Below are 14828 nucleotides of genomic sequence, written 5' to 3'. Positions count from 1 at the left end.
GGTGATCTTGCACGGTTGACCTTTCAACCGTGCAAGATCACCGCGGGGGTCGGGGAAGGGTAAGAGGAAGGGCGAGTGTCAGCGGATGCTGCGGGCGAGGCGGAGCAGGGACTCGGGGGCGTCGTCGCGGGGCAGGACGACCTGCACCAGCGCCGGGCGGCCGGCGTCGGCGCGGACCTTGCCCAGCACCTCCACCAGCTCGGCGGGCGTGCCGGCCCGGTGGACGGGCGTGCCCGGGGCGCCCAGCGCGGCCGGCAGGCGCGTCCAGTCCCAGGCGACGACCTCCTGGTAGTCCGCCTCGGGGCTGCGGATGGCCCGCTCCACGGTGTACCCGCCGTTGTCGAGCAGCAGGATCGTCGGCGCCAGCCCCCGTTCCAGCAGCCGGCCCAGTTCCTGCACGGTCAGCTGGGCGGAACCGTCGCCGATGACCAGGACGGTCTCGCGGCCGGGCGCGGCCAGCATCGCGCCCAGCGTGGCGGGCAGCGTGTACCCGATGGAGGACCACACCGGCTGCCCCAGCAGGTCGCAGCCGTCCGGCAGGGTCAGCTCCACCGCGCCGTAGAAGGACGTGCCCGCCTCGGCGACGAGCAGCGTGCCCGGTTCCAGCCAGTCCTGCAGCAGCGGCCACAGGTCGGCGTGGGTCAGCGGTGCGTCCGGGGCGGTGGGGACGTGGACGGCCGGGATCTCGACGTCCTGGCGGGGCAGCGGTTCCGGCCGGGGGGTGCGCGCGGCCAGCACCTCCTCCAGCAGCCGCAGCGACTCGTCCAGGTGCACGCCGTGGAAGACGTCGCCGGCGATGCGGGCGTGGTCCAGCTGCAGGTCCACCGCGGCGTCGGGGTCGAAGGCGTGGGTGAAGGAGCCGGTGAGGAAGTCCGTCATGACGGCCCCGGCCAGCACCAGCGGCGCGGCGGTGTCGACGTGGCGGCGGGTCCGCTCCGAGCGGGAGAACTCCCCCGCGTACACGCCGAGGTTCGCCGGGTGCGACTCGTCCAGCAGCGCCTTGGACGCCGACTGCGTCGCCACCCGCACGCCGTTCTGCGCGGCGATCGCCCGCATCCGCTCCTCCAGGTGCCGGCGGTGCAGGCGCGGGCCGGCCAGGACGGTGACCTCGCCCGCACCGTCGAGGAACCGCGCCAGCGCCCGGGAGAACTCCGCGGCCGACTGCGCGTCGCCGCGCAGCAACCGCAGCGGGCGGGCCAGCGGCGCGGCCGACACCGGGGCCACGGCCACGTCGGCGGGCACCCCCAGGTAGACCGGTTTCGAGGTGCTCACAGCGGTGAGCAGCGCCTGGTCGATCGCGGTGGCGGCGCCGTGCGGGCGCAGCACCACCGCCGAGGCCGTCACCTCCGCGGCCACGCGCACGAAGTGCCCGAAGTCGCCGTCGGCGAGGGAGTGGTGCAGCAGCGCACCGTCGGCCATCGCGCGGGTGGCGGGCATCCCCACGACGTGGACCACGGGGACGTCCTCGGCGAAGCTGCCGGCGAGGGCGTTGACGGCGGACAGCTCCCCCACGCCGAACGTCGTGACGAACGCCGCCGGGCCGCGACGCAGCCGGGCGTACCCGTCGGCGCAGTACCCGGCGTTCAGCTCGTTGGACGAACCCACCCAGCGCTGCTCGCCGGTGGCGAGGAGCTCGTCCAGCAGCGCGAGGTTGAAGTCGCCGGGCAGGCCGAACAGGTGCCGCACGCCCAGCTGCGCCAGGCGGTGGGCGAGGTAGGCGCCCACGCTCACCGTCGCGGCGGTCCCCGGCCCGGTGGTGCTGTTCGCGGTCATGCTCCCGATGACAGCTCCTGCTCGTCGATGTGCGCAACAGCCGCCGACCGGACTGGTCGATCCGACCGGTTCCGCGACCCGGGACAGACGTAGGCTGATCGGTGTGACCACCCTGGACGCCGTCGACCGCCGGGTGCTGGCCGCCCTGGACGCCGACCCCCGCGCGACCGTCGCGCAGCTCGCCCTCGACCTGGGCCTGGCGCGCGGCACCGTGCACGCCCGGCTGCAGCGGCTGGCCGCGAGCGGCGCGCTGCGGCTGAACTCCACCCGCATCGCCGCCGAGGCGCTGGGGCTGCCGATGCGGGCGCTGGTCACCGCCGACGTGGAGCAGGACGAGTTCGAGGGGATGGTCGCGGACATGGCCCGCATCCCCGAGGTCGTGGAGTGCGTGGGGATCTCCGGCGACTCCGACCTGATGATCCAGATCGCCGCGCGCGACGCCGACCACGTCTACGACATCACCCAGCGGATCCTGCGCTGCCGGGGCATCCGGCGCACGTCCACCTCGATCGTGCTGCGCGAGCTGCTGGGCTACCGGCTGGGGCACCTCCTGCACGCCTGAGGCACCCGGCGGCACCACCCCACCACCGGGGACCGGGTGCGATGCTCGAGGCGTGCGCAGGTGGGACCCGGCCCAGGAGCAGTGGACGCGGCAGCAGCGGCGGATCGCCGCCGCGGGCGCTCCCGAGCCCCCGACCGCGCAGGTCGACGGCTTCGAGCACTACCCCCGCTTCTACGCCAAGCGGCGGCGCGGCCGGGTGCTCGACGTGGCGGCCTCGTTCGAGGAGCTCGTGCGTTCCGCCCGCGGCGGGTGGGCCGCCGGGACGACCGTGACGGCCACCCACCGGGCGCCCGACGGGCACCCGGTGGTGCTCGACGCCCCCGGTCCGGGCGGCACCTGCGCCTCCAGCCGGTGGGTGCCGGAGGTTCCCGGCGGACCGGTGGCCGAACTGGTCGCGGCCCTGCGGACGCTGCGGGCGCTCGGCGCCGTCACCGCCCCGGGCGTGCAGGAGGGCCTGGTGGGCGGGTCGGGTGCGGAACGCTCGCAGCAGGCGTGGCTGGACGGCGAGGTGAGGCCCGGGGTGGACGGTTTCCGCGTGGTGTGCACGCTGGAACCCGGGCACGAGGGACCGTGCCTCGCGCGGGCGCAGCTGGGGGACCTGGTGTGGCGGTGGGACCCGCGCGAGCAGGTCCCCCTCGACTGAGGGCGCGGTCAGCGGGCGTCCGGCGCGTCCCGTTCCACGACGATCCTGCGCATCCACCCGGGCACGCCCTCGCGCTCGCCGTCCAGCAGCAGCACCACGTGGGTGGCGCCGGGGTTCTGACGGGGAGGTTCCGCGGGCCAGGGCGTGTCGCCGTCGGTGGCGGTGATCACGAGGTCCACCGCGGGGCGCAGCGCGGCGGCCGCGGCGACGCCCACGCGCATGTCGGTGCCGCCGCCGCCGACCAGCACGACGTCCTGCACCCGCTGGACCAGCCGCGCGCGCCCCGCGGCGGCGTCGCAGGCGATGACCTGCACACCGGTGCCGCGGCTGCGCCGCACGATCGCCTCGATCTCCGCGTGCACCCGGGCGAGCATGTCCCCGGTGACCGAGGCGGAGGTGTCGACGACCACCGCGACCCGGGGCGGGCGCGGCTGACGCATCGCGGGCAGCACCACCCCCGGCGTCGCGGAAGCGCGGCGCGAGGGGCGCGCGTAGGAGTAGTCGCGCGCCCCGGCGACGCGGGCGGCGACCCGGCGGGTCACGCTCAGCAGTTCCCGGCGCCAGTCCACCGCCGGTGCCAGGACCTCCTCGGCCCACCGCCGCCACCCCGCGGGGACCGGGCCCCGGCTGCGGGCGTGCTCCAGGACGTCGCGCGCGGTCTGCCGGCGGATCAGCTCGGCACGCCCGGCGTCCACGCTGCCGTCGTCGCTCCCGCCGGCGTCGCGGCCGCTGTCGTCACCCTCCCAGGGGCGGCGCGGGCCTCCCGCCCCGGAACCGCAGTCGTCGAACCCCGCCGGGAACTGCTGCGGGGGGCTCTGCCCCGCGGGCCGCGGGTCGGGCGCGGCCGCGTCGAGGAGCAGCCGGTAGATCTGCTCGGCGGTCATCCCGGCCGCGGCACCGGGCACGCGCTCGGGGTACCAGGCCTTGCGGGCGGGCACGCTGATCCCGGCGGCGCGCAGGTCCTCGTTGACGGTGCAGTCGCCGGCCCGGTTGAACAGCGGCAGGCGTTCCGCGGGTTCGGCCAGGGCCGCGAACCTCTCGTGGTGCTCGCGCAGGGGGTGGCCGACCTCGTGCAGCCAGACGCCGACGACCTGGGCGACGTCGAGGGTGAGGACGAACGCGGGGTTGTAGTACATGCGCCAGCGGGTGTCGATGCCGACGGTGGGGACCTCGGTGGTGGCGACGGGTTTCACGGCGTACAGGGCGGTGCCCAGGTACGGCGCGAGCTCACCGGCGCGGGCGCGGCCGGCGGCCAGGCGCAGGGCGGCCCGCTCGCCCACCGGCCCGTCCGGTGCGCCGCCGCGCGTTCTCACGCGTCGCGGGTGAGCAGGCCGAGCTCGGTCAGGATCGGGCCGAGGGAGGCGATGGTCGCCGGTTCCGGCATCGCGCCCTCCGGGCGGTGCTGCGCCCACCGGCGGCCGTAGGAGTACGCGATGTCGGCGCTGCGGGCGTCGGCGATCCCGGCGAGCACCCGGCCGCACGCCTGCCACCGCTCGACGGTGGGGTTCACGGCCGTCGCCGCCCACACCGAGGCCGCCACCGCGTACGTCCTGTCGGTGCGCTGCGGGTCCACGGTCCAGGAGGCCGGGTCGCGCAGCAGTTCCTCGGGGTCGGGCAGGTCCAGGTCGCGCACGTAGGCGAGGAACTCCCCCGCGGCGGCGACACCGACGGTCCCGGTGACCAGCAGGGTGACGACGGTGCCGTTCGCCCCGGCCGCGCGGGCGTGGGCGTACAACCGCGCCGCCATCTCCCAGGTCCGCGGGGTCGGGAAGGCGCGGCCCGCGTCCTGCGAGGACGACGGCAGGCGCGTGACGAGTTCCGGCCTGGACCCCAGGAACACCCCCACGAGCGTCGTCGCCCGTTCCAGCTCGGCCGCGACCTCGGCCTCGTCGGCGCGCGGCACCGTGACGGCCGGCCAGCCGGTGGTGAAACCCTCGCGCACCGTCTCGGCGTCCAGGCTCCACGTCAGGTGCAGGAAGCGGTTCGCGACGGGCGGGGCGAGGTCCCACCCGTCGGCCGCGACGTCCGGGGGGTTCGCCGCGGCGACGGTGCGCACCTGCGGGGGCAGCCGCAGGTCGCCGACCACGCCCTCCAGGATCGGGCGCAGCAGGGCGGCCTGCGTGGCGGGCGGCGCGGTCGAGACCTCGTCGTAGAACTGGATGCCCGCCCGCCCGTCCCGCTCCACCGCGTCGCGCAGCCGCACCGCCCACGACGGCGGCGCCAGCGACGCGGTGCCCGTGGCGGCGTCGACGACCGGCAGGCCCGCGAAGTCGCTGGGTTCGCGGATCGAGGCGATGACCGTCTCCAGGTGCGCGCCCATGCCGTCGGCCAGTTCCCGGACGACGGAGGACTTGCCCTGCCCGGGCGGGCCCCACAGGACCACCGGGACGCCGGCGAGCAGGGCGATGCCCAGGGCGTCGCAGGTGTCGGTGTGCTGACGGCTCACGCGGGGGTCCTCCAGGAGTTCTCGGGGGCCCTCCCGCCCGGGTCGCCCAGGAGGGCGGCGAGGAAGGCGATGCGCTCGGGGGTCAGCGTGCCCGCGGCGTGCGAGGCGGCGACGTCGGCGGCGCTGAACCCGGCACCGGCCGCCGCCAGGACCAGGCGCAGGTCCAGGCCGCCGCCCGGCGGGTTCGCGTCGAGGAACCCGCGCAGCTGCGCGTGCAGCAGCGCGAAGGCGAGGACCTCCTCGGGGACGAGGTCGACGCGGTGCCCGTTCAGCAGGGTGCGGGCGCGCAACCGGGCCGCCGGGTCGGTCAGCGGCACCTCGGCGCCGTCGAGGCGGGTCAGGCGCACGGTGGTGCCGATCGCGGCGATCTCGACGTCGTGCCGCACCCCGGGCAGCAGGAGGTGGCGGTGCAGGGTCACCAGGACCTCGGGCCAGTCGAACGGCGGCTGCTGCTCGGCCCCCGGCGCCGGCGCGGACACCGGCCGGCTGTGCGTGAGGGTCAGCGGCCGCGCCGGCGCGGCGGCGGGGCGCCGCGAGCGCCACGCGTCCCACACCGCGTCGGGGACGCCACCGCGGGGCAGCGGGCGCGCCGGCGGGTCGGCGACGAGGTCGCGGGCGTCGAGGGTGAAGCGCACCGGCGCCGGCCCCGGGCGGGGGCGTCGGTGACGGCGGCGGGCGGGCACCGGCCCAGCGTAGGCACGGCCGTGCGACCACCGCGAAACCACCGGGCCCCGTGCCGTTCAGGGGGTGGGCGGCACGACGACGACCTTGCCGCTCAGCCCGCCCGCGGCGGCTTCGGCGTGCAGGGCGGGCAGCTCGGCCAGCGGCACCCGCCGGGCGACGTCGACGCCGAGTTCCCCGCGGTCGACCAGCGCCACGAGTTCCGCGAGCTGCCCCGCGTCGCTGCGGACGAAGAGGTTGACGCCGCGCACGCCGCGCTCCTCGTCGGCGGGTGCGGGCATCCACACGGTCGTGTTGACGGTGACGCCACCGGAGCGGACGAGATCGGCCATCGCCGCCAGTTCCGCCGGTTCCAGGGGTGCGAGGTTGAGCAGCACGTCGACCTGCCCGGTCACCGCGGTGCCGACCGCGGTGCGGGAGCGGTCGACGACCTCGTCGGCACCCGCCGCCCGGGCGCGTCCGCCGCTGCGCGCGCCGGCGACGGCGATGACGTGGGCGCCGGCGCGCTTGGCCAGCCGGACCGCGTGGACGCCGACCGCTCCCCCCGCGCCGTTGACGAGGACGCGCTGCCCGGCCTCGAGGTGGGCGTGCTCGAACAGCGCCTGCCAGGCGGTGAGCGCGACCGCGGGCAGGGCGGCGGCCTCGGCCAGCGGGATGCTCGTGGGCGCGGCGGTGAGGGCGCCGGCCGGCGCCAGGACGTGCTGCGCCGCCGCACCCGTGGCCGTCATGGGCAGGAAGCCGACGACGTCGTCACCCACGTCCAGGCCGCTCACCCCGTCGCCGAGGAGGTCGACGGTCCCGGCGACGTCGATGCCGGGGGTGTGGGGCAGCGTCACGGGGATGGAGCCCTGCATGCCGCCGCTGCGGATGCTGGCGTCCACGGGGTTGAACGAGGTGGCCGCCACGCGGATGCGCACCTGCCCCGGGCCGGGGAGGGGTGCCTCGACGTCTTCGAGGCGCAGGACGTCGGCGGGGCCGTACCGGTGGAAGCGAACTGCCTTCATCGTGATCCACTCCAGTCGTCAGGTGCTTCGGATTCGAAGCAGTAAGAGGACCGTAGCAACGCTTCGAGTTCGAAGCAAGTAGTCTGCGGGCATGTCCTCCCCGTCCTCCGCGGCGTCCTCGCCGTCCGGCGCCTCGCTCGACCACGCGCAGCTCGGCGCGTACTTCGCCCTGATGGAGGTCAGCAGCCTGCTGCGGCACGCCGTCGAGCAGCAGCTGCGCGAGGCCGGCGACCTCAGCTACGTGCAGTTCCAGCTGCTGGCCCGCCTGGGCGACTCACCGACGGGCAGCCGGCGCATGACCGAACTGGCCGACGGCGTCGTCTACAGCCGCAGCGGCCTGACCTACCAGGCGGGACTGCTCGAGGACGCGGGCCTGGTCACCCGCGCCCCCTCCCCCGACGACGAGCGCGGCGTCACGATCACCCTCACCGACGCCGGGCGCGCCAGGCTCGCCGACGTCCTGCCCGGGCACGTCGACGTCGTCAGCGGCCTGCTCTTCTCGACGCTCTCGCCCCGGGACGTCGAGACCCTCGCCGGTCTGCTGGTCCCGGTGCGCGACCACATGCGCTCGGCACCGCCCCGCTCGGCGAAACCCCGGCGGCGCCGGCGCGAGGCGTGAGCGCACCCCTGCGATCACGGGTCGTGGAGACGCGGGGAGCTCGCCCGCACAGCGATCCGTGCACGCGGGCGGCTACGACCCCGACGCGCTGGCCGCGGTGCGCGGCTACGAGCAGACCTCGCTTCCGGCGGCGCTGTGGTCGTTGGAGCACAGCGCCACGCCTGGGGCACCACGCGCAGCCTCACCACCTGAGCGGCCGCCCGACGGGGCGCGTGCCGGCTCGACCGCCGAGGAGGCGGCGCGCCCGCTGGAGCTCGGCGATGGCCGCCTCGACCAGCTCGACGTCGCCGGCGGCGTGCGCCTGCACGCGGACCTCGCTGCCACCGGCGTGCAGGCCGTGGACGAGGACGCGCACCTCGCCGAGCACCTGCTCGGGTCCGGTGTCGGCGGTGAGCCGGCGCAGCTCCTCCGGGCAGTCGGAGTCCTCGGGGCTGGAGGCGCGCCAGCCGGGGGAACCGTCCTCCTCGCGCGGGGCGTCGGCCGTGCCGCCGTCGACCGTGTCGCCGGCCGGGTCGTCGAAGCTCAGGGCCAGGCTGCTGCGGTACGCACCGCTGCGACCCCCCACGACCGTGGTGTGCGGGTGCACGGCCGGTTCAGCGCCCCGGGGCCAGACCCGGGTGGCGCGGTAGCGGTAGCCGTCCTGCTCGGCGGCCTCCCACTCCAGGGCCACCCGCTGCCCGGGGGCCAGTTCCCGGTGCCCGCGCACGGCGATGCCGGAGAAGTGGACCCAGCAGCCGCCGGGGGTCTCGGGGCTGTCGAGCACGCCCCAGCCCTCGTCCCCGCGCCACTCGCGCACGACACCCTCGACGACCACGGTCACCAGTCTGGCCCCGGGGCACGCTGGGAACCGTCCGCGGCCACCGGCTGACGCGTCACCCGAGCAGCGCGTCGGCCAGGCGGGCGTCGGACTCGGCCTGCAGGTCCTGCTCGTGCACGGTCGTGGCGACCATCAGCTCGTCGGCCCCGAGCCGACCCAGCAGGTCGCCGACCCGCCGGCGCACGTCGGCCTCGGTGCCGGCGATGCTCTGGGCGAGGACCTCGTCCACGGTGCGGCGCTCGCGGGCCGTGAGGCGGGTCAGGTCGACGTCGCCGGGGGCCGGCAGCGGCGGGAACTCCCCGCGGGTGCGCGAGACCGCCAGCGACCACGCCTGCGGCAGCAGTTCGCGCCGGGCCGCGGCCTCGTCGTCGGCGACGAGCACGTCGGCCAGCACCGTCACGCGCGGGCCGCCGCGGCCGCGGTCGACGAACCCCTCCCGGTACTGCTCCACCCGCGCCGGGTCGTCCAGCACCGGACCGCCCACGACGACGGGCAGGCCCAGGTGCGCGGCGGTCACCAGGCCGGCGCCGGTGGCCAGCACCGTGACCGGCGGCGCCGGCACGCGCGGGCGCACCGTCACCGGCGCGCGCCCGTGCAGCAGGTCCAGCAGTTCGGACAGCCGCGCGGTGAACTCCTCCGCGTCGCTGCCGGGGGCGCGCAGCGCCGCCCGCACCGGGGCCGTGAAACCGGCCGAGCGGCCCACCCCGAGGTCGACGCGGCCCGGGCGCAGGGCCTGCAGGACGGCGAACTGCTCGGCCACCACGAGCGGGACGTGGTTGGGCAGCATGACTCCCCCGGAGCCGATCCGCAGCGCCGAGGACGGTTCGAGCGAAGCGGCGACGGCGGCCAGCAGCACCGCCGGCGCCGGGCCGACGACGCCGGGGACCGCGTGGTGCTCGGCCACCCAGAAGCGGTGCAGGCCCAGCGCCTGCGCGCGCACCGCGCGGTCGACCGTCGCGCGGACCGCGGCGGCGTCGTCGCCCGCACCGCCCCCGGGCGCGGCGGTGGTGCGGGTGCGGTCCAGCAGCGACAGGGCGGGCGGCGCGGGTGCGGGCATGGTGCCGGGTGCAACACCCGGCCGCGGCCGCTGCGTCCCGGCAGGCCGTGGTCCACTCCCACCGCCGCACGCCACCACCCCGGCGCCGACCGCGCCGGCTGGTCGGTGCACCGGCGCGGCGGCAGGATCGCGGTCGTGAGCTGGCACGCGGGGAACGCGGACGTCGACGGCGCCGAGGACGGGGGCTGGCTGGTCGGGCACTTCAAGGCCGGGCGCGCACCGGAACTCGCCAGCGGTGACGTGGAGGTGAAGTGGGCGCGCCTGGCCCCCGGATCCCGTGACGACGAGTGGACGCCGCCGGAGGCGCAGACGTCGCTGTGCGTGCTGGTCAGCGGCGCCCAGCGGATCAGGTTCCGCGAGGGCGAGGTGCTGCTGCGCGAGTCCGGGGACTACGTCATCTGGTACCCCGGGGAATCGCACACGTGGGAGTCCTCGGCCACCGAGGAGACGACCACGATCACGGTCCGGTGGCCCTCCACGCGGGAGTGAGGCCGGGCGGGGTGTTCAGCCCCGTGCCGCGGGTGAGCGCCGGACGACCAGGGCCAGGCAGTCGTCGTCCTCCCGCGCGCAGGTGCTCACCTCGGTCAGCAGGCGCTCGGCGAACTCCTGCACGGGCACCCGGGCCATGCCCGCCGCGGTGCCCGCCAGCTCCCGCAGACCCTCGTCGAGGTCCCGGGTGCCCTCGAGGAGACCGTCGGTGCACAGCACCACGCTCTCGCCGGCGGCGAGGACCACCTCGGTGACCCCGAAGCTGCCCGGCTCGGGGTAGCCGACGCCCCGCCCGGGCGCGGTGACCTCCCGCGCGCCCGCGGCACCGACGAGGATCGCCGGCGGGTGGCCGCCACCCGCCAGGCGCAGCCGACCGGTGGCCGGGTCGAGCACGGCGATGAGCACGGTGGCCATCAGCTCGGGGTGCGTGACCTCCAGGACGGAGCCCGCGCGCTCGACCAGCTCGCCCAGGGCGGCACCGGCCACGGCCAGGGTGCGCACCGTGGAGGTCACCGCCAGCGCCTCGCGCGTGGCGGTGGTGCCCCGGCCCATCGCGTCGACCACGACGATGAGGACCTCCCCGGAGGGCAGGAGCAGCCAGTCGTACAGGTCCCCACCCGCCGGGGCGCTCGCGGCCGGCTCGTAGGCCACCCCCAGCTGCAGCCCCGGCACGCACAGCGCCCGCGGGCGCACCGCCGTCATCAGCGCGGCGACGTCCGCGCGCTGGGCCCGCTCGCGCTCGCTCACCGCCAGCAGGGCGCGCTCGGCGTCCTCGGCGCGAGCGGTGCTGGACAGGTCCCGCAACGTGACCACGGCGCGCACGCGATCGTCGTCGTGCACCGGCGCCACCGTGATCTCCACCGGCGTGCACGTGCCGCCGCTGCGGGTGCTGCCCCGCCGGACCGGGGCGCCGTGCCCGGCGACCACCAGCTGGGCGTGGTCGTACCCGCGCACCAGCTCGCTGAGCCGTCGCCCCCTGACCCGCTCGCTCCCGGGCGGCCCGGCGCCCAGCAGCCGCAGCGCCGCCGCGTTCGCCTCCAGCACGCACCCCGCCGCGTCCAGCGCCACGATGCCGTCGGCGACCGTGCCCAGGATCAGGCGGCTGCGCGCCCCGAGCCGGTCCAGGCGCGCGCGCACCAGCTCGTCGGCGCGCCAGGAGGCGATGCCGACCGCGGCGGCCGCCGCCAGCAGTGCACCGTGGACCAGCGCCCACAACCACGGCCGTTCCTGCGCGGCGGGGTGGTTGAAGATCGCGTTCCCCGACATCGAGGCGAGCAGGCCGTGGTGGACGACCACGAAGCCGATCGCAGCCAGGAACGGTGCCCACGTCTGGTAGGCGGCGGCGGCTCCGACGGCGATGAAGAACAGGAAGTGCGCCTCGATCAGCCCGCCGGCCAGGTGCACGGCCACCGCCGAAGCCGTCATCAGCGCCAGCATGACCGCGCACGAGGCCGCTTCCCGCCCCCAGCGCCACGTGCCGGCGCGCGAGCTGACCAGGCTGCCCACCAGCGCGGCCACGGCGGTGGGCAGGCAGTCCACGAGGGCGTGCACCACGCCTCCGACCGCGCCGGCCCAGGCGAAGGTCAGCACGCAGACCACCCAGGCCGCGACCAGGAAGGTCCGGTGGCGAGCCCGCCACACCTCGTCGGGCAGCGGGGTGCCGTGCGGCAGCCACCGGCGCCGCGCGCGCTCGCTCGTCATCGGCTCAGCGGTCGTGGCGTGTACGTCTCAGTCCTCCTGGAGCGGTGGGGGTGGAGTCCCCTCCCGCACGAGCATCGGCAGGTGCCGCCACCACCTTGAGCGCCCGATCGGGGGTGTCGCGACACGCGCAGCGCAGCGCGGCACGGCGCTGGTGGCGGCCCGGTGGCGCAGGCCCTCGTTCGGCGCATCAACCCTCGCGCCGGCGAGGACGAACAAGACGGTGAGGGTGGTGCACGAAAGGGCCGGGGAAGACCCCGGCGCCCTCCGGCGCCGTGGTGGCGCGCCACCACCGGGCAGAGGAGGGCACGTGAGCACTCGGCGCGCGCACAGCACCGGGGGTGCGGGAGGCTCAGGAGGCGGGCAGGGTCCCCGCCACCTGCTGGACGTCTTGCGCCGGCCGGAGGGCCTCGTCCCGCGCACCCGTTGGCTGTTCCTGGTCTTCGCGGTGCTGGCGCTGCTGATGTCGCTGCCCGGCCCGCTGGCGGTGGCGAACCCGGTGACCCTGCCGATGGTGCTGGGGGCGTCCGCGGCGCTCCTCGCGTCCTGGGTGCACGCCTACCGCACCGGCCGCGAGTCGATGCTGCGCGACGCCGCCGACTGCGTCGCCATCACCGCCTTCACGCTGAGCTGCCCGGCGCCCGCGATGGTCTTCAGCGTCACCTTCTGCTCGTTGTGGTTCCACGCCGTCCACGGCTCCACCCGGCGCGGGGTGGTGCGCTCCGCGGCGTACGCCGCGGCGGTCGCCGCCGCGCTGCCCCTGTGGGGGCTCGTCCCCGGCCACGAGCCCACGGTCCACGCGGCGCCCGTGCTCGGCACCGCCCCCGTCATGCTGCTGACGTTCGCCGTGGTCCGCGTGCTGGCCGTCGGGATGTTCGCCCGCGAGCGGGCCGCGCAGCGCGACGCGCTGCTCGTGGGCCTCGGCACGCAGCTGCTCGCGACGACCGACCACGCCCGCATCGCCGAGCTGGCCCTGACGGGCAGCCGGGCGATGTGCACGGCGACACCGGGCCTGCGGTCCCTGGCGGTGCGGGCGCACGGCGGTCGCGCCGTGGTCGTCGGCCTGGCCGGTGCCTTCGAGCGCGCCCCCGGGGACCTGCCGGCCGCCGTGGTGCCCGCCTGCGCCGGCCCCGGTTCCGCCGTGCCGGTGCTGCGCACCGCGGAGCTCGACGCCGCGGCCGGCGAGCCCTGCCGCTGGGTCTGCCTGGACCTGCCTGAGGTGGAGGGCGTGTCGGTGCTCGTCGGAGCCCGGGACCGGCTGGAGCCGGAGGTCGTCGTGTCCTACCTGTCGCTGGCCAACCAGGTCGCGCTGGCCACTCGCAACGCCCGGGTGCACGAGCTGCTGAGCGCACAGGCGCGCACCGACGCGCTGACCGGCCTGGCGAACCGGGCGTGCTTCGAGGACGAGCTGACCAGGTCGGCCGGTGGGGACGAGGACCGCGCGGTGCTGTTCGTGGACCTCGACGACTTCAAGGCCGTCAACGACGGGTTGGGGCACGCCGCGGGGGACGAGCTGCTGCAGCACGTGGCCGGCCGGCTGCGCGAGGTGACCCGCCCGGGGGACGTGTGCGCGCGGCTGGGGGGCGACGAGTTCGCCGTCCTGCTGCGGGGTGCGAGCGCCGACCGAGCCGCGGCGGTGAGCCGGCGGATCGTGGAGCTGGTCTCAGCGCCGGTGCGCCTGGCGGCGGGACCGGCCCGGGTGGGCGCCAGCGTGGGGCTGGCGCACACCACCGGAGCGCTGGACACCGAGGAGCTCCTGCACCGGGCCGACACCGCCATGTACGCCGCCAAGAGCGGCGGCGGGGGACGGGTCGCGGCGTTCAGCGGCGGAGCGACCACCGGCCCCGGGGTCCCGCCGCGCAACGAGGTCCCCCGCGTGACCGACCGCGTCTGACCAGGGCACCGCCGTGCGGCGTCAGGGGATGAGCTCGGCGGTGCGGCGAGCCGCCTCGCGGATGCCGGCCCGTTCGTCCAGCCAGCCGCCGGCGACACCGACGACCGGCAGCTTGCCGATCGCCCGGGTGAGCAGACCCCCGCGAGGTCGCTCCTCGAGGAGCCGCTGCACCTCGAAGAAGGCGCGGGCCAGGTGCCAGACGGTGCGAACGGCCCGTTGAGCACCGCGCCCCGGCGTGGCGGCACGACCACCGCCGTCACCACCGTCCTCCTCGCCCGCACCGCCCCCGCCACCGGTGTCGTCGGCGTCCAGGCGGTGCTCGGCCTCCTCGGAGGTGGGCAGCGGCGCTGCGGCGGGCTGCAGGTCGCGGTCGAAGAGCACCTCCGCGAGCAGCGGCACCCACTCCGCAGGGGTGGTCCGGCCGTGCTCCCGAGCGGTGGCGCACACCGCCAACCCGGCCGCGGACGCCCCCAGGGCCGCCTGCAGCGGCACCCGGTCGGCCAGGGCCCCGGCGAAGCGGGGCGTGGCCGCTGCCAGACCGGCGCTGATCCCGATCCGGGTCACCCACCAGTCCACGCGCCGGGGGAGGGGCTGCTCGGCCCACTGCGGCGACGCCGGGGTGACCTCCCCCAGAGCCCGGTCGCGCAGGGCGTCCAGGGCCCGCGCCGGGAACGGGGCCGTGGGTGGCGGGTCCTCGTCCAGGCCGAGCCAGCGGCCCGGGTCCCTCAAGACGTGGTCCACCATCGCGGCGTACACGCTCAACGCCCGCGTCACCTGCGCGTCGCTGACAGCCGGGTCCTCAGCCATGCCCTCCCGCTTCCCCGTTCTGCTGACCGGTACCGCGGCTCACCGGCACCGTGGGGGCGGTGGTGGTGCCCTCAGGAACGGGTGTGCTCGGCGACGGGTTCGGTGACGACCTCGACGTGCTCGGTGCGCAGCTCGGCGCGCACGGCCTCCTCGCCCCTCACCTGACGGACGCCCACGCGCACCACCTCGGTCGGCTCCACGCGCACGGAGACGACGGGAACCTCCTCGTGCAGCACGATCACCAGCGGTTCCACCGGTGCGGCACCCGCCGGCTCATCCCCCTGCGCGCCGTCCCCGGCCGCGTCGAGCGGCTCGCGCTCCACCACGAGCCGCTCGAC

At 76.7% G+C, this 14828-nt stretch carries 15 protein-coding genes; 5 read left to right on the top strand and 10 right to left on the bottom strand.

Annotation, left to right across the window (positions count from 1 at the left end; all coding sequences use genetic code 11):
• Positions 1–78: 78 nt before the first annotated feature.
• Entirely contained in the window at positions 79–1773 is a 1695-nt protein-coding gene (locus tag ACRYR9_RS17890; RefSeq protein ID WP_432492318.1) for an alpha-keto acid decarboxylase family protein, read from the bottom strand.
• Between the two features lie 103 nt (positions 1774–1876).
• Here ACRYR9_RS17890 and ACRYR9_RS17885 point away from each other — a divergent pair, with 103 nt between their 5' ends.
• Complete coding sequence (locus ACRYR9_RS17885; protein WP_432492316.1) at positions 1877–2335, top strand: Lrp/AsnC family transcriptional regulator; 459 nt, start codon at positions 1877–1879, stop codon at positions 2333–2335.
• A 52-nt stretch (positions 2336–2387) separates the two neighbouring features.
• Positions 2388–2978, top strand: a complete 591-nt coding sequence (locus ACRYR9_RS17880; protein ID WP_432492314.1) for a hypothetical protein — start codon at positions 2388–2390, stop codon at positions 2976–2978.
• Positions 2979–2986: 8 nt separating this feature from the next.
• Here the strand turns inward: ACRYR9_RS17880 and ACRYR9_RS17875 are convergent, their stop codons facing one another.
• Genes ACRYR9_RS17875 through ACRYR9_RS17860 form a run of 4 tightly spaced genes read right to left on the bottom strand, consistent with a single transcriptional unit; the run spans position 2987 to position 7109 of the window.
• On the bottom strand, positions 2987–4291 hold the full coding sequence (locus ACRYR9_RS17875) for a vWA domain-containing protein (protein ID WP_432492312.1): 1305 nt from the start codon (positions 4289–4291) through the stop codon (positions 2987–2989).
• A complete protein-coding gene (locus ACRYR9_RS17870) occupies positions 4288–5424 on the bottom strand; it encodes an AAA family ATPase (RefSeq protein WP_432492310.1) in 1137 nt (378 codons plus the stop codon). The genes ACRYR9_RS17875 and ACRYR9_RS17870 overlap by 4 nt, the downstream gene beginning before the upstream one ends.
• Positions 5421–6107 carry a hypothetical protein gene (locus tag ACRYR9_RS17865; protein WP_432492308.1) on the bottom strand — a complete coding sequence of 229 codons (687 nt, stop codon included), beginning with the start codon at positions 6105–6107 and terminating at the stop codon, positions 5421–5423. Before ACRYR9_RS17865 ends, ACRYR9_RS17870 begins: the two co-directional genes overlap by 4 nt.
• Before the next feature lie 57 nt (positions 6108–6164).
• The gene (locus ACRYR9_RS17860; protein ID WP_432492306.1) at positions 6165–7109 is read right to left on the bottom strand and encodes an NADP-dependent oxidoreductase; all 945 of its coding nucleotides are present in this window, start codon (positions 7107–7109) and stop codon (positions 6165–6167) included.
• A 91-nt stretch (positions 7110–7200) separates the two neighbouring features.
• Here ACRYR9_RS17860 and ACRYR9_RS17855 point away from each other — a divergent pair, with 91 nt between their 5' ends.
• On the top strand, positions 7201–7728 hold the full coding sequence (locus ACRYR9_RS17855; RefSeq protein WP_432492304.1) for a MarR family winged helix-turn-helix transcriptional regulator: 528 nt from the start codon (positions 7201–7203) through the stop codon (positions 7726–7728).
• Positions 7729–7909: 181 nt separating this feature from the next.
• Here ACRYR9_RS17855 and ACRYR9_RS17850 read toward each other — a convergent pair whose 3' ends face one another.
• Both ACRYR9_RS17850 and ACRYR9_RS17845 read right to left on the bottom strand, forming a co-directional pair.
• Complete coding sequence (locus ACRYR9_RS17850) at positions 7910–8542, bottom strand: cold-shock protein (protein ID WP_432492303.1); 633 nt, start codon at positions 8540–8542, stop codon at positions 7910–7912.
• A 58-nt stretch (positions 8543–8600) separates the two neighbouring features.
• On the bottom strand, positions 8601–9602 hold the full coding sequence (locus ACRYR9_RS17845) for an MsnO8 family LLM class oxidoreductase (protein WP_432492301.1): 1002 nt from the start codon (positions 9600–9602) through the stop codon (positions 8601–8603).
• A gap of 135 nt (positions 9603–9737) precedes the next feature.
• Between ACRYR9_RS17845 and ACRYR9_RS17840 the strand changes: the two genes are divergently transcribed.
• Positions 9738–10091 (top strand): signal peptidase I, encoded by a 354-nt coding sequence (locus ACRYR9_RS17840; protein ID WP_432492299.1) that lies wholly within the window; start codon positions 9738–9740, stop codon positions 10089–10091.
• Between the two features lie 15 nt (positions 10092–10106).
• On the opposite strand, the gene ACRYR9_RS17835 is transcribed toward ACRYR9_RS17840, so the two are convergent.
• Positions 10107–11792 carry a PP2C family protein-serine/threonine phosphatase gene (locus ACRYR9_RS17835; RefSeq protein WP_432492297.1) on the bottom strand — a complete coding sequence of 562 codons (1686 nt, stop codon included), beginning with the start codon at positions 11790–11792 and terminating at the stop codon, positions 10107–10109.
• Between the two features lie 307 nt (positions 11793–12099).
• On the opposite strand from ACRYR9_RS17835, the gene ACRYR9_RS17830 reads away from it, so the two are divergent.
• On the top strand, positions 12100–13683 hold the full coding sequence (locus ACRYR9_RS17830) for a diguanylate cyclase domain-containing protein (protein WP_432492295.1): 1584 nt from the start codon (positions 12100–12102) through the stop codon (positions 13681–13683).
• A gap of 21 nt (positions 13684–13704) precedes the next feature.
• On the opposite strand, the gene ACRYR9_RS17825 is transcribed toward ACRYR9_RS17830, so the two are convergent.
• Both ACRYR9_RS17825 and ACRYR9_RS17820 read right to left on the bottom strand, forming a co-directional pair.
• Positions 13705–14490: a hypothetical protein gene (locus ACRYR9_RS17825; RefSeq protein ID WP_432492293.1), complete on the bottom strand. Its 786-nt coding sequence runs from the start codon at positions 14488–14490 to the stop codon at positions 13705–13707.
• A 71-nt stretch (positions 14491–14561) separates the two neighbouring features.
• The coding region (locus tag ACRYR9_RS17820; RefSeq protein ID WP_432509682.1) for a DUF2382 domain-containing protein at positions 14562–14828 on the bottom strand (267 nt) is incomplete at its 5' end.

The organism is Kineococcus auxinigenes, from assembly GCF_050871525.1.
GTDB lineage: Bacteria > Actinomycetota > Actinomycetes > Actinomycetales > Kineococcaceae > Kineococcus.
This window is presented reverse-complemented; position numbering and strand designations above follow the sequence as displayed.